The organism is Rhizobium sp. Leaf306 (assembly GCF_001423425.1).
Classification (GTDB): Bacteria; Pseudomonadota; Alphaproteobacteria; order Rhizobiales; family Rhizobiaceae; genus Neorhizobium; species Neorhizobium soli.
The window spans coordinates 1-26,050 of record NZ_LMNX01000006.1 but is presented as its reverse complement, the minus strand read 5'-3'; the positions used below and the strand labels follow the sequence as shown (position 1 = coordinate 26,050).

The window sequence follows — 26,050 nt, the reverse complement described above, 5'->3', positions numbered from 1 at the left end:
GGCGGGATGAAGCTTCATTTTGAATCCGACCTTGACTACCAGAAGGCGGCGATCGAGGCGGTGTGCCAGCTGTTTCGTGGGCAGGAGATAAACCGCACCGAGTTTACCGTGACACGACGCTCGGCTGGCGGCGTGCAGGGCGAACTAGGCTTTGTAGAGAATGCGCTTGGCATCGGTAACCGGCTGACGCTGCTCGACGACGAAATCATGTCCAATCTCAAGGATATCCAGTTGCATAACGGCCTGCCACCATCGGGCTCGCTCACCTCTGGCGATTTCACGGTGGAGATGGAAACCGGCACGGGCAAGACCTATGTCTACCTCCGCACGATCTTTGAACTGAACAAGCAGTTCGGTTTTACCAAGTTCGTGATCGTCGTGCCGTCCGTCGCCATCAAGGAAGGCGTCAACAAGACCCTCCAGATTACCGAGGATCATTTCAAGGCGCTCTATTCGGGCCAGCCGTATGACTATTTCCTGTACGACTCGTCCAAGCTGGGCCAGGTGCGCAATTTCGCGACCAGTCCGACCATCCAGATTATGGTCGTCACGGTGGGTGCGATCAACAAGCAGGAGGTAAACAACCTCTACAAGGACAGCGAAAAGACGGGCGGTGAAGCACCGATCGACCTGATTCGGGCCACGCGCCCAATCATCATCGTGGATGAGCCCCAGAGCGTTGACGGTGGCCTCCAGGGCCGCGGAAAGCAGGCTCTCGATGCCATGAATCCGCTCTGCACGTTGCGCTACTCTGCGACCCACGTGAACAAGCATCATATGGTCTACCGACTGGACGCCGTCGATGCCTATGACCGCAAGCTGGTGAAGCAGATCGAGGTCGCATCGCTTGAGGTCGAGGGTGGTCATAACAAGGCCTATCTGCGGTTCTTGTCTGCGCGCAATGTAAAGGGCACGATTTCCGCCCGGGTGGAGGTCGACGTGCAGCGGAGCGGTCGCGTTCAACGCGAAGAAATCACCGTTCATGACGGCGACGATTTGGAAGAGGTAACCGGTCGCGCGATCTACAAGGATTGCCGTATTGGCGAAATCCGCATTTCTGGCGCCGCGTCCTTTCTCGAGGTCAAAACGGCGGGTTCCGAGGTCTTTCTGGAGCCGGGCCAAGCCATCGGTGACGTCGATGCCGACGCCATCAAGCGGCTGATGATCCGACGCACCATTCAGGAGCATCTGGAGAAGGAAAAACGCCTCGCGCCTCTCGGGATCAAGGTGCTCAGCCTTTTCTTCATCGACACGGTCGAGCACTACCGCTCCTACGATGCCGACGGAAATGCGGTGAAGGGCAAGTACGCGACCATCTTCGAAGAGGAATACCGTCGGGCAGCCAAGCTTCCCGAGTTCGTGAGCCTGTTCACGGAGGTTGATGTAACCTCTGACGCCCAGGAAGTTCATGACGGCTATTTCTCCATCGACAAAAACAAGCGCTGGACGGATACGGCTGAAAACAACCAGGTCAATCGGGACAGCGCAGAGCGCGCCTATAACCTGATCATGCGGGAAAAGGAGAAGCTGCTCAGCTTCGACACCAAGCTCAAGTTCATCTTTTCGCACTCGGCGCTCAAGGAAGGCTGGGACAACCCCAATGTCTTCCAGATTTGCGCGCTGCGCGAGATGGGTACAGAGCGGGAGCGCCGACAGACGATCGGTCGCGGACTTCGACTTTGCGTCAACCAGCAGGGCGAGCGACTGCGGGGCTTTGAGGTGAACACCCTGACCGTGATCGCCACCGAGAGCTACGAGTCCTTTGCCGAAAATCTTCAGAAGGAGATCGAGGCCGACACAGGTATCCGCTTCGGGATCGTCGAGGAGCATCTGTTCGCGAACATTCCGATGGTCGCCGAAGACCCTTCTCATGGACCGGGGATGGAAGAGGAAGGCGCAGCATACGATGCGGGCGTCCCCGATGTGTTGGGGTATGAACGTTCCGCGGACATCTATCGCCACTTGCTGGCCTTAAACCTTATCGACCGGCACGGCAAAGTTCAGGATAGCCTACGGACCGCCATCAAGACCGGGACCCTTGCACTGCCGGCCCACCTTCAACCATACCTTCCGGCCGTAACGACTATGTTGCGAAAGGTGGCGGGCCGCCTTGAAGTTAAGAATGCCGATGACCGCAAGCCGGTGGCGATCCGCAAGGAGGTGTTTGACAGCGGGGAGTTCCGTGCCCTGTGGGACCGGATCAAGCATACCACGACCTATCGGGTGCAGTTCGACAATGAGAAACTCATCGCCGATTGCGCGCGCAACATCGCCAATGGGCCACCGATCGCAAAAGCTCGTGTGACCGTCCGAAAGGCCGATCTCGCAATCGGTCAGGGCGGTGTGCTTGCCAAGGAGACGTCAGCATCTGGACCGATTGCCATCGACGAAGGCGACATCGTACTTCCCGACCTGTTGACCGATCTCCAGGATCGGACACAGCTGACGCGGCGCAGTCTCGTGACGATTCTGATCGAAAGCGGCCGTCTATCCGACTTCAAGAGGAACCCGCAGGCGTTCATCGAACTGGCGGCTGACATTATCAACCGCACGAAGCGCTTGGCGCTTGTGGACGGCATCAAGTATCAGCGGATCGGTGACAAGGACTTCTACGCCCAGGAACTGTTCGAGCGAGAAGAGCTAACCGGCTACCTGAAGAACATGCTGACCAACACCCAGAAGTCGGTTTACGAGCATGTCATTCACGATTCCGCGGGCGTAGAGCGGTCTTTCGCCGAGCAGATGGAAAAGAACGACGCCGTGAAGGTCTACGCGAAGCTTCCAGGCTGGTTCAAAATTCCGACACCGCTCGGCACCTACAACCCCGACTGGGCCGTGCTGCTTGAGGTCGATGGACGGGAGCGCTTGTATTTTGTTGTTGAAACGAAGGCCAGCCTGTTCACCGACGATCTCCGTGATCAGGAGGCGGCGAAGATCGTGTGTGGCGAGGCGCATTTTCAGGCCCTGGTACGGGATAACAATCCAGCGAAGTACATCCATGCGACAAAGCTAGAGGAGGTGTTCGACCACGTTTAGGGGCGTATCGAAGGCGGAAATTATTTCCGCCTTCGACGTTTAAGCGGGTGGTCAGGAGGTCAGCAGTCCGGTGCGTGCGACGGTACGGTCGAAGCGCGGGCGATAGGTTTTGGCCGTACCGGTGAACTATAAGGTTGTGTTCGCTACATTCACCCTCTAACTCCGGTCCGAAATTTTGCAATCTCCAGAAGTCTGAAATTACCTATGCGATCAAATTCGAAGCTGAAGCGTGCATCTGGTGTTGTGAGCAAATGCAGTTCCAGAGTAGCCGCCAGCGGAAAACAGGCTCACAGTTTTTTCCTCGGTGGCGAGAAGCATACCATCTTCACCAATGACGAGCTTTCCCCTTTGACGGATGGGGATCGAGTGCATTTCGATTACGATGTCCGGCGTCTAAAGAACGCTTACAGAACCGAGTACAACGCGGTTGTGCAGGATAGCCTTGTGATCGATGTGCCAGGTGAGGCGGGGGAAGACGTCGCTGGAGAGGTTTACGTCCTCAGCAATCCATCAATGGCAGGGTTGCTGAAGGTTGGATGTACTCAGGACACCGGCCTCAAGAGAGCAGCTGAGCTTTCAAGCGTGACAAGTGTGCCGACCAAGTTTCACGTCGAGTGGTCGCTAGCTATCATCGGCGACCCGCGTTCAGTCGAACAGCGTGCGCACGCGCTGCTCGCGTCAAAGCGGGCTGGTAAGGAGTTCTTCAGGGTAACGCTTGAAGAGGCAAAATCTGCGATTATTCGGAGCTTCTCCGAGCTGTATCCAGAGCGAGCCGCGTTCATGGATGCCGCCTTTGCAAAACGCGCCGAAGCCGAACTCGCTAGACGTGCGGACCTCGCCTTGCAAGCTGAGCGTCGTGCCCAAGAGAAGGCAGAAGAAGCCGAGCGGCGAGCCTTCGAGGAATCAGTCGAGGGCCGTTGGCTCACTCAGGGCACCTGCTGTCTCGTTATCAGGCGTTTCACTTCGGAGCCTAATCGAGAGTTTCCGTCCTTCTTCGGAAAGCTCTTTGGCAAGCGATATGATGACTATTTCGAATTCAAGATCACCCCTGGTGTGAACGGTGACCAGGTGGCTTGGACAGTCTCTGCACAAGGGAGAGTCTCAGAAGGCTCGGTTTATAAAACAGAGGTCTTCCCAACGTATGATAAGGCTGTCGCCACAATGGAGCGTTGGAGAAGCGATTTTGGCGTGCCCAATGTCTCCGCAGTTACTGAAATTCCAAACGTCATGCTGGAAACCCCTCCAGCACTTCCGGCAGGCGTCCACAACCCTCGTTACATCCATGAGGTGAGCTCGATATCGGAGTTTATTGTTCGAGTGCCACCGCCTCGGCCTCGTCGGTCGCGCTATTAGAGTGGGTAGGCCAGGCTTATGCAGCCTGCTAGAGAATTTCGGGCGAATTTTTGCTGAAGTTACTCTAGCTGAGGGTGCAGTTATCTGTTCAGCCAATGGGGCGTCGCGCGGCTGGCGAGCCGAGGCTCCGGTGTCAGAGCAATGGGCGTTGTACTAATCGTGCTGTGCATCTGAGAGAAAATCCAATGCCGGTTTCCAGCGGAGATATGAAAACCCGGCTGAGGGGTGTTTGATGCAAGCACACGGCAGATTGTCAATATTCGTCATCCTCTCGACTTCCCAAGGCTTGGGTGCCATCGGATTGAGTTGAAGATTGAACCACCCCCACGTGTTAAATCCACAGACTAACACAGCCTCCGGCTGATAACGCTCTAGGAATTTTCTATGGGCGTCACCGCCCTTCAAAAATAGTTCAGCTGGAACAGGTTGACGTGCGTAGTTTGCAGCGACAACCGGTACAAAATTTCGAAATGCTATGCTTTTCCAAACGTTATGACGTACTTCATCACTGACATTCCTCGATGCTGTGTGTCCTGCCAGAAACGTTGTAAGTATACGATAAAATCTCCAGTTCCTGTTGTTTTCTACAAAATCACGAACAGTATCTGTTAAGAGGTTCGTGGGGGAGCTGCCGACGGGGTATTCCGCGGCGTGGGTTGACTCGCCAACGACAAGCAGCTTCAGTCCGTTAAAACAGCTGTTGGGCAAACCCCAGCTTGACCCAATCCACGCCTCGATCATTATAAAGTTCCTGTGTCCAAGAGGTCAGATGATGGCAAAAACATATCACCCGAAGCGTCAGAGAGTTGCCAAAGGAGTTCATCAGAACCTTCGGAAGGACGGTTCGATTCAGTCCACCACTGTGAAACAAGGACAATACACAGTTACTCATAGGTCGGACGGGTCGAGACGCCAAACGTTCAACTCTGGCCAGGGATGGTCTGAAGTGACTGATAGCGGCCGTGGAAACAAGCACACTGGCGTTGAGCTTTTGGTGCTGAGAGCTTTGTGGGACGGATTATCGTTCGCTTTTCGCTCTATTTTCTCAAGAAGGTAAACGCAACTTATCTCCCTAAGTTGTGTCTCCCGCCTCCGCTTCATTGTAAGCAGAGGGCTCCCTACAGGCTTGATCCTCCATTTTCCCGATATTGTTGGGCCGCTGTGAAGCCATCTGGATGCCTGTCCACTTGTCCGCTAAGCCGGACCAACGCCACATATTTCGGCAATAGAGGCGCTTGCCGAGGTTGAGGAGCAGTCGAGGCATCGAGGATGCGCAATGGGCGGTGTATTCAACGTGGTGACCACATAATTGTCCATGTGAATTCCCAATTCTTCTGCAAACGCCGTGATCGGAAGTAATGGGGAGAAGACGGCCATTTGAACCGAACGGCGTTTGCAAAGGACGGGTGACAGAGAGCCAGATCAGAAAGGCGTGAGATGGCGCTTGGGCCGGAAGGGATAGAGGCCATCGGAGTACCTATCAGCGAGCTCATGGAACACATCCTCGCTCTCCCGCACGTCGAACCCTTGGCGCTCAAGATCGTCAACGATGGAATCCCGGACTTTGCCGAGGGCGCGGTTGGGGTCCTTCTGTGCCTGCGCGGCGGTTATCATCTGCCAAAGCAGGACGCGCGCCATATCGTCCCGGGTCGGCCGACGGCGCGCCCTGGTCTGCTCCCGCACCCGCTGCTGGCGGATCAGCTGTTCTGCATTGCGTTGTTTCCTGGGTTTCCTTGGCATGTTGCGCTCCTTGTTGGTGGAGCCTCAGCGTGACCGCCGACGATGCAAGCGACAAACGCCGATCGCCAAGAATGATTTCGATGCGCCTTTTCACCAGTGCGTTGCCCGCAACCGACGTTTGCCCCGGAATCGCAAATCCGTAGTTCGGCAACGAGAATGCAGAGATCGGAATCGCGGCAGGGTAAATTGAGATGAGGCGTAATGATGTGCAGGCACATCGACACGCACCGTCGCAATTGACGTCACATCGACCTGAGATACCGACAGGTTACGTCGATCTGAGACGACGTGATACGACGCATGTTGCTGCGACCGTCCAGCGCCTGACCGCCTCAAGCAACGCGGTCTTGGACTTCGGAATCGATAATCCTGACGTCAGAATCGCATTCCAATAGATCGGAATCGCAGGGGCGCCAACAGGAATCGATTTTCTGGATCGCACCGATTGGCTTGCCGCCCTCCGTTACCCGTCTCCGACATCCAGCATCTGGCGCACCTCGTCGCCCGTTATCACACTGACCTCGCTGAGACGTGTGGCAATGGCCATCAGGTCCTCGCGCCGCGCCCCCAGCATGTCTCGCGCGGCCTCCTCAGCTGACAGCAGCCGGGCATTGACCCGCTCAGTCAGCTGCCGATCCAGGTTCAGCTCGCTGACACTGACACCCTCAGATCGATAGACGAGGGGCTGATGCTTGGAGAAGCCCATCTGTTGATTTCCACTGAGAGCCGACCCGGCGCAGCCTTATATTTCCATTGAGAATTGACCCATGTTTCAACCGTCCCCTGCGTGTTTTCAGCGGGGGCTTGGAGTGATCGACATGGCGTTACTGAGCGTGATCCGGCGCTGGCATTTTCGAGAGCATTTATCGATCCGGGAGATTTGCCGCAGGACCGGCTTATCCCGGAATACCATCCGCAAATATCTGCGTTCTGATGGCGCAGAGCCGAAGTTCGCTGTCCCGGAGCGGCCGAGCAAACTCGGTCCTTTTGCGGATCGACTATCGGCCTGGCTGAAGACGGAATCCAAGAAGGGCCGCAAGCAGAAGCGGACGATGAGGCAGTTGCATGCTGACTTGGTCAGCCTGGGCTACGAGGGGTCCTATAATCGCGTGGCGGCATTTGCTCGCGAATGGCGCGATGATCGACAACGGGAATTGCAGACGACTGGCCGTGGCACCTTCGTTCCACTGGCGTTCGAACCCGGCGAAGCGTTCCAGTTCGACTGGTCGGAGGACTGGGCGATCATTGGCAATGAGCGCACGAAGCTGCAGGTCGCTCACACCAAGCTGAGCTACTCCAGGGCCTTCATTGTACGGGCCTATCTGCTGCAGACGCACGAGATGCTGTTCGATGCCCACAATCATGCATTCCGCATCTTCGGTGGCATTCCTGGCCGCGGCATCTACGACAACATGCGCACGGCAATCGACAAGGTCGGCCGCGGCAAGGAACGCGACGTCAACGTCCGCTTCATGGCCATGGCCAGCCATTACGTGTTCGAGCCCGAGTTCTGCAATCCGGCTTCCGGCTGGGAGAAGGGACAGGTCGAGAAGAACGTTCAGGACGCACGGCATCGCTTCTTTCAACCGATTCCACGCTTTCCATCGCTGGAGGCATTGAACGATTGGCTTGAGGTTCGATGCAAGGAATTCTGGGCGAAGACGCCGCATGGTCAGATGCGTGGCACCATTGCCGACGTCTGGGCAGAGGAAGTACCAGCTCTCATGGCCGTTTCCAGGCCGTTCGACGGGTTCGTCGAATATACAAAGCGGGTCACGCCCACCTGCCTCGTGCATCTGGAGCGCAATCGCTATAGCGTGCCGGCATCCTTTGCCAATCGTCCGGTGAGCCTACGGGTCTATCCGGATCGTGTCGTGGTCGCTGCGGAAGGTCAGACCCTCTGTGAGCACCGTCGCATCATTGATCGTTCCCATGATCGGCCAGGACAAACCATCTACGACTGGCGGCATTACCTGGCGGTCGTGCAACGCAAACCCGGCGCTCTTCGCAACGGAGCTCCATTCGTTGAACTTCCCGAAGCCTTCCGGACGTTGCAACAATATCTCCTCAAGAAGCCCGGCGGCGACCGCGAGATGGTCGATATTCTGGCCCTTGTGCTCCAGCACGACGAACAAGCAGTGCTGTCGGCCGTCGACATGGCGGTGAAGTCCGGTGTTCCGACCAAGACGCATGTCCTGAACCTGCTACATCGCCTCGTGGACGGCAAAACCTTCACGCCGCCAACCCTCGACGCACCTCAGGCACTGACGCTTACCAACGAGCCTAAAGCCAATGTCGAACGATACGATACCCTGAGAAAGACGGAGGTTCGCCATGCGTCATAACCCGGCAAGCGGCGCGATCGTCATCATGCTGCGACAGTTGAAGATGCATGGAATGGCCCATGCCGTCGGTGATTTGACCGAGCAGGGATCGCCGGCGTTCGAGGCTGCCATTCCGATCCTCTCCCAGCTTTTGAAAGCGGAAACAGCCGAACGAGAGGTCCGATCGACAGCCTATCAGCTCAAGTCGGCACGCTTCCCGGCCTACCGTGATCTGAATGGCTTCGACTTCGCCAGCAGCGAGATCAACGAGGCCCTCATGCAGCAGCTTCATCGCTGCGACTTCCTCGACAACGCCAACAACATCGTCCTGGTCGGCGGTCCCGGCACTGGCAAGACGCATATCGCGACTGCGATCGGTGTCCAGGCCATCGAACATCACCATAAGCGAGTTCGGTTCTTCTCGACCGTGGAACTCGTCAACGCTCTGGAACAAGAGAAAGCTCAGGGACGTCCAGGCCAGATTGCCAACCGTCTGACACATTCCGATCTCGTCATTCTCGACGAGCTTGGCTACCTGCCGTTCAGTGCTTCAGGCGGCGCACTGCTCTTCCACTTGCTGAGCAAGCTCTACGAGCACACCAGCGTCATTATCACGACCAACCTGAGCTTCAGCGAATGGGCGAGCGTCTTCGGCGACGCCAAGATGACGACCGCGCTGCTCGACCGGCTTACCCATCACTGCCACATCCTGGAAACAGGAAACGACAGCTTTCGCTTCAAGAACAGCTCAGCTCATGAGCCCAAAACGGCAAAGGAAAAACGCAGGAACTTGACCACCACAACCAATACCAACGATACCTAAGGCGGGTCACTTCTCGGTGGAAATGCCGGGTCAGCTCTCAGTGGAAATCAACAAGTATGTGTTATAGCGCTGAGTTCATCGGTCCCCAGGCTGGCTGACATCCGTTCCTTTCGGAAAGTACCAGCGTAGCCGCCCGTTGGTATTTTCGTCGCTGCCGCGCTGCCAGGGGCTTTGAGGGTCGCAGAAGTAGATCTCGAGGCCAGTATCCATGTGCAGTTGAGCGTGCTGAGCCATCTCGGCGCCTGATCCTAAGTCAACGATCTATGAAGATGTGCCGGTAGATCCATGATGGTCCACGCAATCGCGTCGCGGACGGCTTCGGCCCCATGCCCGGCAAGCGCTGTACCGTTTTTGACAGACTTGCCAATCCCATGACGTTCCCTGCGTGGTAGGTGCAGGAGCATTGTGAACCGTGTCGTCCGTTCGATTAGCGTTCCGATTGCCGAGCTGCCGAGCCCGAGAATGAGATCACCTTCCCAATGACAAGGCACCGCTTTTTCGCCGAAGTCGGACGGACGATCGCTGATCGTCAACACATAAGTCAGAAAGGATTTGCGACGGTTACGAGCACACCTCCTTGGTGGTCCAAGTTTTCGTCCGCGGCCCCAACGGCTCAGTTCCGCGTGGAAAACAACACGCATGCATTTTAAGACGCCGACGAGAGCGGATAAATCTCACGATCCATGTTGGCGTTCATGTCGGAGCCGATCGCCTTCAGGTCATCGGCGACGTGTTTCGACACGGCGTTGCGGGTGTCGTCCCATTCCAGGTGGGACTGTATGAAGGCGACCGCTTCTTCCTGCCGGCCGAGCTTCAGAAGGCCCTTGAAGATATCGACGGCCCATTTCGCGTAACGTCTCCTGTCATTGTAGATAGCCCTGCAGATGTCGAGGCAAGCGGGATCGCCGGTCTTCTCGAACTGCTGGCGGGCGATGCGGTAGATACCGAAAACGACATTCTCGCCAAGCGACTTTTCGGCACCGATCGTTTTCAACACGTCGGCGGCGTTTTCCATGATCATCCTGCGATACCGCAGCACTTCTGCGTCGAACGACCACGTCAATTTCATGGCCCTGGCCACTTCTGGGATCGGCTTTCCCGCATTGAGATGCGCAATGCCCTTGTCGACCGAAAGCGCGTCGATCACCTGCTTGAAGAGCTTGTTGCCGAAAAACGAAAGTGCTTCGCCGCGCCGCAGGCCGCTGAACACGGCCGCATAAATGGCTCCGGTAAAATGGCTGCTCGCATAGGAGTAGGGCGCATAGCGCATCATGATCTCGATGATGTCGAGATCGATGAGGTCGTAGCCCGCTCGGGTGAAGACCATCTCGTTGTGGATGCGGTCCGTCCGCACCGTCTTGCGAACCTCCAGGTCCAGCGCGGCCTTGTCTTCGTTGGGGCGCAGATGAAAGGCGTCGAATTTCAGAAAAGGGAGCCGTACGTAGCTGCAGTCGATCCCCTGTTGCGCCAACTGCTCTTCCAGCGTGGATTTGACGCCGGCGAAAGCCTGCTCGATTACCAGGATTTTTACGTCCTTGTCCTCGAGGAGCCAAGTGTAGAAATCCTTCCTAAGGATCATTTCCGGCTTGGTGTCCTCGAAGAACACTGGCCCGTCAAATAATTCGCCGACGACCCTAACATCGAAGGATGTCGTCTTGCGCAGGGCGGCGCCGATATACTGCATCTGGCAATTGCCGAGTAGAGCAACCTTATGGACCAAGTTATGCCTCATCCATCATCTTGTCGATTTCAGCCGCCATTTCGCCAATGTTCTTGACATTGGCAAGTCGTCCCACTTCGATCTCTATGCCGAGTTCCTCTTCTATTAGAAACAGGATGTTGACATTGGCCGCACTGTCCCAGCCGTCGAAATCCAATTCGTTCATGTCGAGTCCGATCGCATCCTGATCGACACCCAGAATGGATGATACTGCGTGCCTGATAGTCGTCAAACTTTTAGCCATATGCCCCTCTCTCGCGTCGAACCATTTGTAGCGGCGGTCAGTTCAATCCGCAATGCGCCGCGTCCGCAATCGCCTTCTGGCGTATTCCGCCGGTGTGGCATCACAACCCCTGCCGCCCCCCTAGTCCTTGTCTAGTCTCTCCTCATCAGGTCCTGCATCGTGGTACCGCTGTCATCGAAGCGGTATTTGTTGGTCGGTTCCGAATGGACGTACTGAACGTTGCCGATCTGTATATTTTTGCATGGGCCCTTGAAGGAAAAGCCGGCTTTCGATATCTGGGTCAGTTGCAGCCAGTCGAATTGCAGGTCGCCTGAGGTCTCAAGGCGGATCGCGTCGTCGACGTAGCGGCTGATCTGCACCATGGAGAATTGCGCGCTGCTGCAATGCACGAGATGAACGCCGTATTTTTCGCCGCCCCATGCGGCATGGCCCCTTGCAAGGTTGACGCTCAGGTCTTCGATGGAGAATTTCAGGCAGTTCGTGAGTTTCACGCCCGTGAAACCCAGGCCGTTGTCGAAATAGGCCGGGTCCGAATTGCAATTGTTGCCGCGGAGCCGAAAAAGCTGGCGATTGGTCAGGTCGATGCCGACCGTGCAGGTTGTAATGTTGTTGTCGAGCACACGCGTGTCCGCCTGCAGCACCTTGCCGTCGCGGCCGAAATCCGCCGGGGCATAGACGCCGCGGAAACATTTGATGCACTCGTTGTTCTGAAACCAGAATGCAAGCACGTCTTCACCAATGAAAAGCGCCGTGTGCAGGTACCAGAAGCGGTTCATGCTGATCGCCGTCGCGATGACGCCGTTAGTGTTGTCGGTTCCAAGCCTGACGCCGACGCTCTGTAACTGTCCTGCGGCCGCGACCTTCGGATTGAAGGCTCCATAGACGTCGTTATTGTCGAAAACCGATCCGTTGGAATGGCTGAGGTCGAAGCAGCATTCCCATCCGTAGCGCGACACTTCGCCATCGGATGGAGGAAGCGTGTAGGGGGCGTCGTAATCCAGAAAGGCGCACCGCCTGACGAACCAGTGAGGCGACTGGGTATAGAGCGCCGCGTTGTCGCGCTGGGTGTAGATCGCCTTGCCGCCATTCGAGCCGGATCGAGAGAACCGGACGTTTTCGATGACCGAATGCTGGCTTTTGCGCGTCCGGTTCGTCGAACAATAAATGCCGTTGCCGTCCGGCTCCGTGAATTTCAGCGTTCCGGGGCCGATCAGATCCACTCCGCATGGAAGGACCCATTCGGCGGTGCAGACGTATACCTTCCCGAGAAGATCGATCGCACCGCCGCCGTGGGCATCTAGATAGGCGGCCGCTTCCGCCAGAGCCTTCTGATCGGGCGTCTTTCCGTCACCCCTGGCGCCGAAATCCTTCGGGATAACCGAGGCCCTGTCATCGCCCCGTCGGGACGGCGGGGCAGAAGCGTTTTCCTGGCCCCATGCGGGACCGGCTGCTGCGGCAATCGATCCAAGCATTCCCAAAACAACATTGCGTCTCTGTAACGGCATGGTCACACATCCTCACGATAGGTCGTGGTTCGAAGTATATCCGGACAGTGGACAATGCCGCGTACGACATGTCGAGTTATCGACTTCAGTTTCCGCGCGTGATTTGCAATCATACTGCCCTGCAAAATTCTGCGCACCGCTTTTCATTTGAGGTTTTTTCATGTAACTTTGGGCAAATTCATGTCAAGAAGTGCAGGGTATGTCAAAACTCCTTAATAGTATTGGTTTTTTCGCGCACTCTTGTCCTGAAAAGCCCGCTTTGCATTTCTTCCGAGATGGCGTCGAAACGAGCATTTCCTACGCGGAATTGAACGCCCGATCAAAGCGATTTGCGCGTTATTTTCAGGAATTGGGACTGGCGCCCGGTTCGATCGTTTTCTTGTTCCTGAGGCATGATAGAGAGAACTACGAGGCTTTCATCGGAGCGATGATGGCGGGGTTCATACCCTCCATTCTGCCATATCCGACGCCGAAGCAGCATCCGAAACCCTATTGGGACGCACACGAGCAACTGGTGACGCGCGTCCAGCCCGGGGTCGTCATCACCTTTGATGAAAACGTGCCCGCTATGCTGGCAATAATGGGCGGCTCCAAGCAGACCATCGTGGTCGCGCAGAGCGATGTCGTGCTGCCTGAGGAGCCGGGTGGCAAGGTCGCGGACTACACCGAAGATACCGTCGCACTTCTGCAGCACAGTTCAGGGACGACAGGGTTGAAGAAAGGCGTGATGCTGACGCATCGCCAGATCGACAACCAGCTCCAGTCGTATCGCGACGCCCTCGGCTTCGGCGAACGGGACGTCGTCGTGAGTTGGCTGCCGCTCTATCACGACATGGGATTGCTGAGCAGTTTCCTTCTGCCCCTGTCGAGCGGTGCGACGATCGTCTCGATCGACGCCTTCGAGTGGGTCGGTCGCCCGCTCATGATGCTGGAACTGATCGAGACCTATGCGGCAACTTTCGCGTGGATGCCGAATTTCGCTTTCTCGCATATCCGCGTGAATGCCGAAGCAAAGGGGGCGGGTCCGAGGAACCTCGGTTCGTTGAAGGCGATCATCAGCTGCTCGGAGCCGGTTCGGGGGCAGACGCTAGAAATGTTCCGTTCGGCTTTCGCCTCCTGGAACCTTCCCACTCATGCGCCGCAGGCATGCTATGCTATGGCGGAAACAGTTTTCGCTATTTCGCAGTCTGCGATGCGGCACGAACCCCGGATCATCGCTGTCAGTCAGTCGACGCTGCAGGATGCAGCAAGAGCGATCGTCGAGATTCCGGAGGGCGATCCAGATGCGGCGACCTTCGTGTCGAACGGAAAGCCGATCAGCGGCGTTGCTGTCCGGATAGCGACCCCGTCAGGGCCGCGTATTGTCTCCGAGGGAGCTTCATCTGGGGCAGCAGGGGAAATACAAGTGTCCGGTTCCTTCGTCTTCGAAGGTTATTTCCGCAACCCTGAGCAGTCGCAAGCGGCATTCACCGAGGACGGATGGTACAGGACTGGTGACATCGGCTTCTGCGCCGATGGCGAACTCTTTATCTGCGGTCGTGAGAAAGAACTCATGATCATCCACGGCAAGAACTACTATGTCGGCGACGTAGAGGCGGCGGCATCCGCCGTAGAGGGCGTGAAGGCGGGCCGCGTCGTTGCCTTCAGCGTTTTCAACGATAAGACGGATGCCGACGACTGCATCGTCCTCGCGGAGAGCGACCTCGTCGATTCGATGGACCTGCGCATGATTAAGCGCAGTATCAAGCAGGCCATCTACGATGCGGTCGCCCTTACTGTGAAAACAGTGGATATCGCACCGGTCGGGACGCTTGCGAAGACGACATCAGGCAAGATGAGCCGGTCCCAAAATAGGGATATCTGGCTGCAAAGCAAATTGGAAGCATAGCATGTCTCTGGAAGTATTTTCGTCCGAATATGTGAAATACAAAACATTGAAAGGCAAGGATGGCTGGCTGTATGTCTGGGACATCGACGGCATCAACGAGATCGTCTCCGGCAAGACGCAGTATGATCCCCGCTATCTCGCGATGGGATGCCGTGTCATAGACCTACGGCAACAGTGGTGCGCGAGCCGCGGCATCCAGTATGTCCACACGGCGGCGCCGGACAAGTCCAGCGTATATCCCGAGTTTCTTCCCGACGCGATCACGCAGGACCCGAACGGTGTACTAAAGACGTTTTCAGACGCGCTCAGCGGCTACCGCGTCTGTTTCATCGACACGATGCCGACGCTCATGCGGCTGAAGGATAAAGGGCCGGTCTACTTCAAGACCGACAGCCATTGGACGTATGGCGCTGCCTATGAAATCCTGAAGTCGCTGATGGCGCCGATCACGAACGCTTTCCCTCTGTCGCGGGTACTTGAGGAAGACGAACTCGCCAAGCGCAAGGTCAATCGTGTTCTGGAGCTGGCGGCGCTAATGCCCACGCCTGAAAAGGAAGAGTATGACATCCTGGAGCCAAAGTTCCCGGCAAGCAAACTGGCGTTCCAGACGGAGTCAACACGAGGAAAAATACAGGTTTTCGAAACGGGCCGGAAAAATCTACCGCGCTGCGTGTTGTTTCGAGATTCGTTTTCTTCATTTTATCTTAGCATAATGCGAGAGTCTTTTTCAAGAATTGTTGTCGTGAACAGCAGGATGTTCTGGTACGACTTGATCGAACTTGAGCGACCAGATGTTGTCGTGGTCGAGGTTGCCGAACGGTACCTCGAACCAATTACGACGGACCTGTATCCTTCAAATTTCGAAACAACATTTAAAGTGAGCATTAACGATATCATCAACTCGGGTGAGATGCGATGCAAAGTGTAAATGACCGTGTTATTGTCGTAATTGGTGATACGTTCGGTTTGGCATCTGACGATATTTCTCTGGAGGATACGGCAGACGATATTGACGGGTGGGATTCTCTAAACCACGTCACATTAATGCTTAGACTGTCACGCGAATTTGGCATTCATATCCAACCCACCGAGACCGAAGGCCTGGCCAATGTCGGCGCACTGGTGGAATTCATTCAATCCAAAATCGCATAGTGCCGGCCTGCGTAGGGACGACATTCGAAACAAACAACTCGTCCGCCGAATAGATCGACGTTCACGTTCGTTTCGGACATGGGGCACGTAGATATGGCCGTGTTCTGACATGCGGCAGGAGCCGGGGTGTTGCCGCAAGGGCTGCAGCAAGGGGTGTAGGGCCGGGCGGTCATGAGCAGTTCAGACCTACGGATCGATATAACAATGGGGGGAAAGTATGGTTCGGAAAATAGAGTCCATGAAAATTCTCGTGACCGGGGGAGCGGGCTTTATTGGATCCAGATTGGTCAGGAAGCTCATCGAGTTCGGCGCCGGTGAGATCCTCGTCTACGATTCCCTGCATCCCCAGGTACATGGCGACAATGCGGCGTTTCCGGATTTTCCCGATGGCGTAACCTGCGTGCGCGGCTCGGTGGAGGATGCCGCCAACCTGACGAATGCGCTCGTGGCGTTCGATCCCGACATAGTGGTTCACCTGGCAGCGGAAACGGGCACGGGCCAGTCGCAGGACGAAATCGCACGTTATTGCACGGCAAATGTCACGGGCACGGCAAACCTGCTGCAGGGCATTGGGTTTTTGCCGCCCCGCATTCGGCCTTTCCTTTTGTCGTCGTCGCGATCGATCTACGGCGAGGGGCCGCATGTGGCGCCGGATGGCTCTCCTTCCCGCGCCCTTTGCAGGAGGGCCGACGCCATGCAGAATGGCGATTTCAATGTCTACGATGCAAAGGGCAGGGTGCTGCAGGGCGTGCGCGTCGCGGACGGCCTGCCCGAGCCATTGTCCGTCTACGCCTCGACGAAGCTAATGCAGGAGCAGCTGTTGCTAAACTGCGCCGAGCCGAAACGCCTCGATCCCAGGATCCTCCGGTTCCAGAACGTCTATGGCCCCGGTCAATCGCTGCGCAATCCCTATACCGGCGTGCTATCGATTTTCACGGCGCAGATCCTTGCGGGCAAGACCATCGATCTCTACGAGGATGGCGGCATGGTGCGCGACTTCGTCTTCGTCGATGATGTCGTCGATGCGTGCGTCGCCGCCTTGCAAGGTTCGGAACCGTTGAAGGAAGCCATCGATATAGGTGCTGGCGAAGACACCACCATCCGCGCCGTCGCGGCGGAGCTCCTGACGATATGCGGCGCCGACCCGCAACAGCGGATGCAGGTCTCTGGGCGGTTTCGGCCGGGAGACATCAAGTATGCATGTGCTGACATCGCCCCGGCGAAGCGACATCTGGACTGGGCGCCTCGCGTCAGCCTGAATACAGGACTGCAGCTTCTCGTGGACTGGGCGAGAGGCAGCGCTTGACCGCGCCTGCAGCGAGGCCAACAACTGCATCGTTGGTCCGTTTTTCTCACCGAAAGGAAGGTCAGATGGTCAAATATAAGTCCGTTTCGTCTCGTTATTCGGCCGTGCGGTCCGTCCTCGGCGCCGCGCTGGGCTGCGTCTCGTCCACAGCGGTTTTCGGGGAGCCGGTGCAATGAGCGTCATGCCTTACGTGCGGCCTCGCCGCCAGAAGACGGTGCTGATGCTGCTACAGGGCCCCCATCAGTTGCATCTCTATCAGGAGATATTCGTCAGTTGCCGGGATTGCCGTTGGGTGTGCCTCCTGCCGAGCCCGAGAGCGCTGCCCGAGGAGACGATACGGGAATTTTACCTCCTTCATGGTGTGCAGTTCTTCTCCGACAAGAAGACCGCGATCGCGAGCTTTCGTGGCATCGATATTCTGATCACCACCTTTGCCGTCCCGCACGCGGTCCATGCGAATTTCGCATCGATCATCGCCCTGGCCTACGAGATGGAGATTCCCGTCTTCGAGCTTCAGCACGGCCTGTTCCAGATCGGCTTTTCCTATTCTGAGCGTAGCGCCGTCGTCGGTTCGGGCATGACGGGAGCGCTGACGTCGCTGGACGCGCCCAATCTCGTCGATCAGAAACTGGTCTGGGGGAAGTCCGGGGATGCCAGCGAACAGTCCATCGGATATCCACCCTACACCACCGAGGTTTACGACCGTGTCGCCCGGCGCGGGGGCGACACGAGCGGCGTGCTGATCGCAACCAACACGCATTGGAATATCCTGACCGCCGAAGAAGTCAGGGCCGCCTGGGAAATGATCATCAGGCTGATGAAGAGCCTGCCGGACATTCGCTTTACGATCATGCCCCATCCGGCAGAAGTGGGCGCTGCGCCACTCAAACGCGTCATCGAGCGATGCGACCGCGAGCACGTGATGAACATGACCGTCATGCGCCCATCGAGCCGCGCGGAGTTCATCGAACTGATCGCCACGTCGCGGCTGGCCGTCTCGATGATTTCGAGCGTTCTGCTCGATTTCGAAATGTACGATCTTCCGTGCGTCATTCTGCCGTGCCGCGCCCAGCGGCCGCTCGCCCAGGCCTTGACTGTCGCGACGCGTCCGTCCAACGACGACGGACTGCTCGCTGCCGTGCGCGGCGGCTACTATGAAGATACGCCCTTGATCCTACGAACGGGGAAGCTGTTTCCGTTCGACCACGATGCGCTCAAGGCGGCACTGGACGCAGCGGTTTCGTCACCGCTGCCGGCAGCGAAAGCAACTCCGTTGATCAGCAAGTACCTTCCCAAGGAATAAAAAGATGCGTCGGCTCGGAATTTTTCTTTTCTATCATCGTGACGGACTGGTCAGCAAACATGTTCACACGCTGATCGAGGCATTTTCGCCACATCTTTCGGAAACCGTCTTCGTCGCGAACGGAGCGCTCGACAAAAAATCCTACGGCAAACTCGGGGAAACGATCCAGCACCTTGTTCAACGCGAAAACATTGGTTACGACGTCTGGGGTTATAAGGCCGGCATAGAACATATCGGCTTCGAGCGGCTCTCTGAGTTCGACGAAATCGTATTTTTCAATTATACGTTTTTCGCGCCTGTCGGCGACCTCTCCCATATGTTTGACGCAATGGCAGCGCGAGCGGTTGATGGCTGGGGCATGACGGCCTACGAGGACAAGCGGAAGACCTTCCTGCAGTCCTACTTCCTCGTCACACGAAGATCGCTGCATGCGAGCCCGGATTTTGTCGAGTATTGGGAAACCATGCCGATGATCAATTCCATCGACCAGTCGCTCGATTTCCATGAGTTCCGATTCTCCAACCATTTTACCAGCCTTGGCTACAGGCTGGAGCCTTTCGTGCACAACCGCGAAGGCTGGGACGGCAATACCACGCTGACGGATATCGCTGGATTGATCGAGGACGGGATGCCAGTGGTGAAGTACCGCGCCTTCAACTTCGATCCGGAAGTCATCGAAATGCGGGGCGGGCGACGCGTCTCGGAGAACTATCGCATTATATCCGAGAAGACTGACTATGATGTCGCCGAAATCTGGGACTACATCATCGACCAGACTTCGCCGGATGACCTGATCACCTCGGCCGAGTTGCTGCGGGCGGTTGATACGGGTGAAAGCGGGCAGGAAGGCGAACTGCTCTTGGCTGTCACGCTCGAAGATCTCGAGACTATCGACCTCGCATTCGAGCGCCTGGCGCGTTTTAAGCCGGGAAACGTCTTCGTCGCAACGGACGAGGAGGCCGTCGCAGACAGGGCGTCCGGCCTCAACTACCATGTTCGCCCGGCAGGCTCACAACGTTGCGCGCTTCTCGTGTTCTACGACCTGTTTCTGGAGCCGCCCTTCGCGGGCAAACATGTCGTCCAGCTTTCCGACTTCGCGCAGGAGCGGTCGCGCTATTTCTTCAAGCAGTCGCTGTTCGATGAACACTGGGATCCGCTACTAAATGCGCGAGCGCGCTCCTGGTTCGGAGAGGCGCCGCATATCGGCATTATCTTCACGGTGCCCGACACCATCAGCGGAACGTCGCATTTTAACAAGCCGACTGGCACAGCGCTGCTGAACTGGCAAAGAGGATACAAGTCGAAGTTCCTCAAGCAGGCGGCCGGACAGATGTACTGGCCGTGGCGTGGCAACGTGCTCCTCAATGCCGCACTTGTCGCGCAGGAGGCGCTGAAGCCGAAACTCGAGGAACTGCTGGAGAACTTCAGGCCGCGCGAATCCGAGCCGCTCGCCGGGATCGAGGCCGCTTTCCCGGAACTCGCACGGGATCATTCCTTCGCCTCAGGGCTGGTCGTTCCTTCGGAAAAGGTTGCAAAAATCATTCTGCGGGCAGGTGTGCGGACCAAGAAGGCCAACAAGCGGATGGCGGATCTTGTGAGCAAGTTCCGCGCCGACGTCAAGCATCTGCAGGCTTCGTCCCGGTTGGACACCCGTCCGGAAAAGACGATGCCACTCGCGGAATCGGAGATCGGCGCAAACACCGTCATGCGGCTGGGTTGGTTTCAGGATGGTCCGGTTGCCCTACGCATAGACGGACGTGAGAGCGTCTACCAGCTTACCTTGCGGCTCAAGTATAATTTCGAGGACTGGATCGTTACAGACAATCACATCCAGATCTCGGGCTGGGCGTTCGATGAAGAAGGACCGCACCGTACCCTTAAAGTCGGTCTTATTACCCATGCCCGAATCCCCGCGTTACCCGAGTATATGTCCATTACCCGGCCTGACGTTCTCGAGGCATTTATGCCAGCGGCTGTCGGGGAGAAATGCGGGTTTTCGATCAGCGTCCCGACCGAGCCGGGCGTGCCTGCGACACAGCATGCAATCGTGTTCATCGACGAGGCCGAGAATTCGATCGCGATATTCCCTTGCGCTGCGGAGGGATGCATCGGCGATCTCTTCGTCCGCCCCGAGATCGTCACCGCCGCGGCAGAGGCTGTGGAGGCTGACACCACCGTGCCGGATGCGGCCGAACCCGTGGCTGTGCAGCAGGCCTGATACGCGCCGGGCCAAAACAAGTCTCCATGGCGCATGCCGGTTTGTGGCGCGCGGAGCATATAGGTAACGTCTGTTGGCTGAAGCCTTTTAGGTTTTCCGCTGACAGACGGCTTGCGGACCACCGCGCCGTGACTGTGCGTCGGGCATCAGATGATGCGGCACGCCAGTCCAATGGAGTTTTAATTTACGTGGGATATGCACCCGTAAGTATTTTGTCATAAAAACGAGATTTGAAATCGGCCGCCGACATCAAGCATCACGAAAGCGAGCCGACGATCATCAGGCGCAATTTCCTGGACAAGATTACCGCCAATATCGGCAATTCGGCCGTGACCTCGTGGATGGCGCAAGAGGTCAAGAAGATGGTCTGGGCGCCGGGGCGCCGATACCGTCATGGACCTCTCGATCGGCCGCAACCTCCACAACATACGCGAACGGGTTATCCGCAACGCAACGGTGTCGATCGGCACGGTGCCACTCTAACTAGGCTATGCGGGGCAGACGGTCTTCAAAACGAGGGGATCCTGATCAACAAGACTTCTGCCGAAATAGCTGCATCGTCTGAAATTTGGTTAGAAAAATTACGTGCCAAAGGTTTGGTTTCCTTTCAAGAGCTTTGACGTTGAAAATGGCTGGAGTCGGCACCAAGCCGCCATCGCTTTTTTGTCGGGGAATGCTCGAGAGTGCCGTTCCTTGCCAACGAACATGCTCTGATCCCCAAAAACTGGACCGTCATAACTGGAGTTTTCCGCGGTATCCCGGTGGCGCAACCAGCCCGCCATCGTGATCAGAGCCGGAAAACTCCAGCTTCCGGCGGTCTAAGGTTTAGTCCCAGAGCAAGAAAACCAAGACTCTCCTGAAAACTGAAGGAAGATGGGTCTCAGGTCAACTACACTGACATTGTTGACTGCATATCGCCATAAGTATACTCTAAAAGGGAGAAGGCATCCGAAGCATAACGCACGTCAGCCTGATTCAATTTCCGATAGTGCAAGTGACCGATTACGGCAGAATTCAACTGTGATCTATCGGCGGCGGTGGCAATTCGCCAGCCCTCAAGACTTTAATGTAGCAGATCGCATTATTCAAATCATAACTGACAACACGGTCAGCGGCGAAGCCGTGGCCAAATTTGGGAGATAGATTATGCCCGCTACACCCGTAACCTGGCTTGAAGAGTTCAACGTCACGCTGTCGGTCAGTCCACAGGACCCTGACATCATCCAGCTTGCCAACGGCAACATCCTTGTTTCGTGGTCCAGCACCGATCCGGCCAGGCCGGGCGCGTCGGGAGATGAGGACATTATTGGCCAGATTTTCGATCCGCTGGGCAACCCTGTCGGGAGCGCCTTCCGGATCAATCAAGGCTTTTTCGCCGACGACGAGAACAATGCCGATCTTGCCGCCCTTCCCGGTGGCGGTTTCATGATGGTCTTTCAGGATGTCGAAACCACTGGCGTGCCGCTGCGCGTGAACGTGTACGACGCGGCCGGCAATGTCACCTTCTCCTCGACGATTGAGACCGACGGTGCGACGACCGTTCCGAACTTCAGGAATCCGCATGTCGCCGTGTCGAGTGCCACGTCCGCCCTTGTCGTCTACGAGCAGACCACCGCAAGCGGCACGACCATCGTTGGACGAATCTACGATCCCTCGACCGGCACGGTCGGGTCGCAAGTCAACCTGATCGCCTTCGCCGAAGGGAATTTCGATCCCGACGTGACGGTGCTAAGCAACGGCAACTACGTCATCACGGCAACGCGGAACGTGGCCGGCGACAGCGAGATCATCTACCGCATCGTCAACAGCGCCGGCACGAATGTGCTCGGCGTCACGGCCGTCGCGGAGACGGAGGGCGATGGCTTCACCGATAACGAAGCCTCGGTGACCGCGCTTGCCGGCGGCGGCTTCGTTATTTCCTACACCGACACCGACGCCAACGACACCGACGTCGCCTATGTGGTCTACAATTCGGCGGGCACGCTGGTCGGCTCGGGGACTGCTGGCAACACGTCCGGCAACACCACGAACAACAGCAATGAATCAGCCGTCGTCGGCCTCTCGGATGGCAGCTTCGTCATCGTCTTCGATAATGACGAAGACGATGTGCTGGAGGCAACCCATGTCAGCGCAACCGGGTCGTTCCTGGGCTCGTTCACCTTCTCCGGCGCCGGCACGGAGCTTTCCGCGATCGATCTCGGGGATGGCCGCTTCGCGGTGACGTGGGAATCGTTCACCGATGGCGGCGGCGTTAAGATGGAAATCCTCGACACGCGCGACTTCGTCAACCCGACCCCCGTCTACACGCCAGAACCGAACTGGCAGGTTGGAACGATCTTCGCCGACGTGTTCACAACCGACGGCGATGCCGACATCGTCCATGGCCACACCGGCGACGATACGATCACCGACGGCGGTCTTACGGAGGACAACCAGTATTTCGGCGATGCAGGCGACGACACGATATTTGCCGTCTCGTCGATAGGTGGCGATCTGTGGGACGGCGGCGCTGACAACGACACGATTGACTGGTCGCAGAATTTTAGCCTCGGCAATGGCACGATCTTCGACCTCGGGCTCGGAACGGTGACAGACGGCTTCGGCTTAAGCACGGAAGTCATGGTCAATTTCGAAAACTGGAACGGCACAAACCAGGACGATACTGTGAAGGGTACCGCTGGCATCAACATGTTGAGTGGCAATGGCGGCAATGACACGCTCAATGGTGACGTCGGAGCGGATGTCCTGTTCGGTGGTCTTGGAAACGACACCTACATTGTCGATAACTCCGGCGAAGTCGTGACTGAAGCGGCCGGAGAGGGGACGGATACGGTTCGCACCGCCGTTTCCTATACGCTGACCGCGAATGTCGAGAAACTGGTCCTGACCGGGGCGGCGGCCGTCAACGGCACCGGCAACAACCTCAACAACATCATGGCCGGAAATGGTGCTGCCAATATACTCGACGGAAAGGCCGGATCCGATGACATGGCCGGCCTCGGCGGTAACATGGTCAAGCCTGCCGCAAGATACGGCTTGCATCCCAATTNATCATGGCCGGAAATGGTGCTGCCAATATACTCGACGGAAAGGCCGGATCCGATGACATGGCCGGCCTCGGCGGTAACGATACCTATATTGTCGATAATTCCGGCGACGTCGTGACTGAAGCGGCCGGAGGGGGAATAGATACGGTTCGCACCGCCGTTTCCTATACGCTGACCGCGGATGTCGAGAAACTGGTCCTGACCGGGGCGGCGGCCGTCAACGGCACCGGCAACAACCTCAACAACATCATGGCCGGAAATGGTGCTGCCAATATACTCGACGGAAAGGCCCACCTCATGGCCGGGCATGATCCGGATACTGAAATCCTCGNCTGGTCCTGACCGGGGCGGCGGCCGTCAACGGCACCGGCAACAACCTCAACAACATCATGGCCGGAAATGGTGCTGCCAATATACTCGACGGAAAGGCCGGATCCGATGACATGGCCGGCCTCGGCGGTAACGATACCTATATTGTCGATAATGTCGGAGACCAGATTTCTGAGCAGGTCGGCAACGGCACGGATACGGCACGCTCTAGCGTCAACTATGGTCTGAGTGCGAATGTCGAGAAACTGGTCCTTACCGGCGCAGCGGAGATCAACGGCACGGGCAGTGCCGACGACAATGCCATCGCCGGCAATGGGGCACGCAATGTCATCGACGGTCGCGGCGGCAGCGATGACCTATTCGGCGGTGCGGGCACCGATGTATTCGTCTTCTCGACCGCACTGAGCGCCAGCAATATCGATACGATCATGGATTTCTCGGCCGTCGATGATACAATCCGCCTAGTCAAGAGCGTATTCACCGGCTTTGCCATCGGCCCGCTGCCAAGTGCATCCTTCAAGGATTTGGCCGTCTCGGCGATCGATGCCAACGATCGCATCCTCTACAACCACAATACTGGTGTCCTATCCTACGACACGGACGGCAGCGGTGCTGCAGTAGCCGTCCAGTTCGCGATCCTTGACAATAATGCCATCTTGTCGGCTTCCGATTTCCAAATTGTTTGATCGATCCGGCACGAAATAGCGAAATCTCTCAATAAACTGCTCCCGAAGGTTTGAATCCAACCTCCGGGGGTTTGTATATTCAGCCATCTGGAGACCTCGAATTACCTCAGAATTGGTGATCGGCGGCGCGGCCTGATGGCTGTGGCGGCATATGCCTCCGATTTCGGGCTGGATTTCGTGGTTTCATCGCCCCTTCCGGGGCGGCCAGCGTCATGCGGCGGCACGGCGACCTTCGTGGAAGACGTATCGGAGCATGTTGTAGGCGATATTGGCCATGCCGATCTTCACCTTGGCTCTGCTGATTCCGATCGTTCTGATGAAGAGCTTCATCTTGTCTCTCTGCTTGGCAAAGACATGCTGCCCCGGCAGATCTGATTTTTGATCGTCGCCCGTTTGCCTGCGACATCGTTTCCGGCAGTGGCTTGCCCTTCGGCTTTCGTTGGTGGATGTCCGACATCAGACCATTGTCCTTCAGCCATTCCTCGTTGGTCTGCGAGCGATAGGCACTGTCGGCCCAGACAGTCGAGGCGGTGTTGTCCTTGGCGACGATGTTCCTGAGTTGGGCACCGTCATGGGGGCCGCACTCGTCACCGTCCATCCCCGGACGAACCCATGCGCTCGGTCGATGCCGGCATGGTTCTTGTAGCCGAACATCGGAGTGGCGATGTCGTGGCTCTTGGTCGCGGCAGATCTCGGTGTTTGCGTCGGTTGCTTGGCCTTAGAATACTTCAGCGACTGAATAGCCCCGAGATTTGTAGACGCCTTCTTTCCTAATTTTGAGGCAAGAAGATCACCATGAGCAAATCGAATTTCAGCGAAGAGTTTAAGCGCGACGCGGTGCGTCAGATCACGGAACGGGGCTATCCGTTTGCGGAGGTTTCGCAGCGGCTGGGTGTGAGGCCGCACTCGCTTTATGAGTGGAAGAAGAAGTTCTCCTTGGCGTCTGGGAACCAGGGTAACGACCAGTCCGAAGAGATCAGGCAGCTTAAAAAGGAACTGGCGCGGGTCACGGAGGAGCGCGACATATTAAAAAAAGCGACCGCGTATTTCGCCAGGGATGCACCCCTCTCGACGATGTAAACATCGTCTGCCGGGCAATGAGTGAAGTACGCGTTCGTTGCCCAGCATCAACAGCGGTTCTCGGTGCGAATGATGTGTCGCCTCTTCCGCATCCATCCCAGCGGGTTTTATGCCTGACTCCGGATGCCCTTGAGCAAGCGTGCCTGTGAGGACAAGCGGCAGATTGATCTGCTCCAGACGGCTTGGGAAGAGAGCGGCAGGGTCTACGGGTATCGCAAGCTTCATGACGACCTGCTCGATCACGGCGAGACATGCTGCCCCAACCGTTCGCCACGCGATCGACCATCTGGACGAA

Annotated in this window: 18 protein-coding genes and 3 pseudogenes; 14 read left to right on the top strand and 7 right to left on the bottom strand. The window is 57.0% G+C overall.

Annotated features, from left to right (window positions below; translation table 11 throughout):
* The first annotated feature begins 6 nt into the window (after positions 1 to 6).
* Together ASG19_RS21750 and ASG19_RS21745 are read left to right on the top strand one after the other, a co-directional pair.
* On the top strand, positions 7 to 3,036 hold the full coding sequence (locus ASG19_RS21750) for a DEAD/DEAH box helicase family protein (protein WP_062463037.1): 3,030 nt from the start codon (positions 7 to 9) through the stop codon (positions 3,034 to 3,036).
* A gap of 204 nt (positions 3,037 to 3,240) precedes the next feature.
* The gene (locus ASG19_RS21745; protein ID WP_062462714.1) at positions 3,241 to 4,389 is read left to right on the top strand and encodes a GIY-YIG nuclease family protein; all 1,149 of its coding nucleotides are present in this window, start codon (positions 3,241 to 3,243) and stop codon (positions 4,387 to 4,389) included.
* 153 nt (positions 4,390 to 4,542) lie between these two features.
* Here ASG19_RS21745 and ASG19_RS24030 read toward each other — a convergent pair whose 3' ends face one another.
* The 3 genes from ASG19_RS24030 to ASG19_RS21735 all read right to left on the bottom strand — a co-directional run bounded on the left by ASG19_RS24030 (position 4,543) and on the right by ASG19_RS21735 (position 6,835).
* Positions 4,543 to 5,130 carry a hypothetical protein gene (locus ASG19_RS24030; protein ID WP_156466588.1) on the bottom strand — a complete coding sequence of 196 codons (588 nt, stop codon included), beginning with the start codon at positions 5,128 to 5,130 and terminating at the stop codon, positions 4,543 to 4,545.
* A gap of 681 nt (positions 5,131 to 5,811) precedes the next feature.
* Positions 5,812 to 6,129 carry a hypothetical protein gene (locus ASG19_RS21740; RefSeq protein ID WP_062462711.1) on the bottom strand — a complete coding sequence of 106 codons (318 nt, stop codon included), beginning with the start codon at positions 6,127 to 6,129 and terminating at the stop codon, positions 5,812 to 5,814.
* 463 nt (positions 6,130 to 6,592) lie between these two features.
* Entirely contained in the window at positions 6,593 to 6,835 is a 243-nt protein-coding gene (locus ASG19_RS21735) for a hypothetical protein (RefSeq protein ID WP_062462708.1), read from the bottom strand.
* A 112-nt stretch (positions 6,836 to 6,947) separates the two neighbouring features.
* Here ASG19_RS21735 and istA point away from each other — a divergent pair, with 112 nt between their 5' ends.
* Together istA and istB are read left to right on the top strand one after the other, a co-directional pair.
* Entirely contained in the window at positions 6,948 to 8,474 is a 1,527-nt protein-coding gene (istA, locus tag ASG19_RS21730; protein WP_062462705.1) for an IS21 family transposase, read from the top strand.
* Positions 8,464 to 9,276, top strand: a complete 813-nt coding sequence (gene istB, locus ASG19_RS21725) for an IS21-like element helper ATPase IstB (protein ID WP_062462702.1) — start codon at positions 8,464 to 8,466, stop codon at positions 9,274 to 9,276. The genes istA and istB overlap by 11 nt, the downstream gene beginning before the upstream one ends.
* A gap of 93 nt (positions 9,277 to 9,369) precedes the next feature.
* On the opposite strand, the pseudogene ASG19_RS24545 reads toward istB, so the two are convergent.
* From ASG19_RS24545 to ASG19_RS21710, 4 genes and pseudogenes are all read right to left on the bottom strand, one after another.
* A pseudogene (locus ASG19_RS24545) lies at positions 9,370 to 9,836 on the bottom strand (IS30 family transposase); the annotation flags it as partial.
* A gap of 86 nt (positions 9,837 to 9,922) precedes the next feature.
* Complete coding sequence (locus tag ASG19_RS21720; RefSeq protein ID WP_062462699.1) at positions 9,923 to 10,996, bottom strand: hypothetical protein; 1,074 nt, start codon at positions 10,994 to 10,996, stop codon at positions 9,923 to 9,925.
* A 1-nt stretch (position 10,997) separates the two neighbouring features.
* Entirely contained in the window at positions 10,998 to 11,240 is a 243-nt protein-coding gene (locus tag ASG19_RS21715) for a phosphopantetheine-binding protein (protein WP_062462696.1), read from the bottom strand.
* 131 nt (positions 11,241 to 11,371) lie between these two features.
* Entirely contained in the window at positions 11,372 to 12,745 is a 1,374-nt protein-coding gene (locus ASG19_RS21710) for a hypothetical protein (RefSeq protein ID WP_156466587.1), read from the bottom strand.
* 199 nt (positions 12,746 to 12,944) lie between these two features.
* Here ASG19_RS21710 and ASG19_RS21705 point away from each other — a divergent pair, with 199 nt between their 5' ends.
* The 10 genes and pseudogenes from ASG19_RS21705 to ASG19_RS24540 form a co-directional block, all read left to right on the top strand.
* Complete coding sequence (locus ASG19_RS21705) at positions 12,945 to 14,633, top strand: AMP-binding protein (protein WP_082476495.1); 1,689 nt, start codon at positions 12,945 to 12,947, stop codon at positions 14,631 to 14,633.
* A 1-nt stretch (position 14,634) separates the two neighbouring features.
* On the top strand, positions 14,635 to 15,561 hold the full coding sequence (locus ASG19_RS21700) for a hypothetical protein (RefSeq protein ID WP_062462687.1): 927 nt from the start codon (positions 14,635 to 14,637) through the stop codon (positions 15,559 to 15,561).
* Complete coding sequence (locus ASG19_RS21695) at positions 15,549 to 15,785, top strand: acyl carrier protein (RefSeq protein WP_062462685.1); 237 nt, start codon at positions 15,549 to 15,551, stop codon at positions 15,783 to 15,785. The genes ASG19_RS21700 and ASG19_RS21695 overlap by 13 nt, the downstream gene beginning before the upstream one ends.
* A gap of 238 nt (positions 15,786 to 16,023) precedes the next feature.
* Positions 16,024 to 17,091, top strand: a complete 1,068-nt coding sequence (locus ASG19_RS21690) for an NAD-dependent epimerase/dehydratase family protein (RefSeq protein WP_062462683.1) — start codon at positions 16,024 to 16,026, stop codon at positions 17,089 to 17,091.
* 172 nt (positions 17,092 to 17,263) lie between these two features.
* Positions 17,264 to 18,394 (top strand): hypothetical protein, encoded by a 1,131-nt coding sequence (locus ASG19_RS21685; protein WP_156466586.1) that lies wholly within the window; start codon positions 17,264 to 17,266, stop codon positions 18,392 to 18,394.
* Between the two features lie 4 nt (positions 18,395 to 18,398).
* Positions 18,399 to 20,612 carry a rhamnan synthesis F family protein gene (locus ASG19_RS21680; protein WP_062462676.1) on the top strand — a complete coding sequence of 738 codons (2,214 nt, stop codon included), beginning with the start codon at positions 18,399 to 18,401 and terminating at the stop codon, positions 20,610 to 20,612.
* Between the two features lie 242 nt (positions 20,613 to 20,854).
* Positions 20,855 to 21,092 (top strand): annotated as a pseudogene (locus ASG19_RS23685) (phosphomethylpyrimidine synthase ThiC); the annotation flags it as partial.
* 2,899 nt (positions 21,093 to 23,991) lie between these two features.
* A partial coding sequence (locus tag ASG19_RS21665) for a calcium-binding protein (protein ID WP_210168450.1) occupies positions 23,992 to 24,675 on the top strand: 684 nt, incomplete at its 5' end.
* 135 nt (positions 24,676 to 24,810) lie between these two features.
* The gene (locus tag ASG19_RS24020) at positions 24,811 to 25,050 is read left to right on the top strand and encodes a hypothetical protein (protein WP_156466584.1); all 240 of its coding nucleotides are present in this window, start codon (positions 24,811 to 24,813) and stop codon (positions 25,048 to 25,050) included.
* A 420-nt stretch (positions 25,051 to 25,470) separates the two neighbouring features.
* Positions 25,471 to 26,050, top strand: a pseudogene (locus tag ASG19_RS24540) (transposase); the annotation flags it as partial.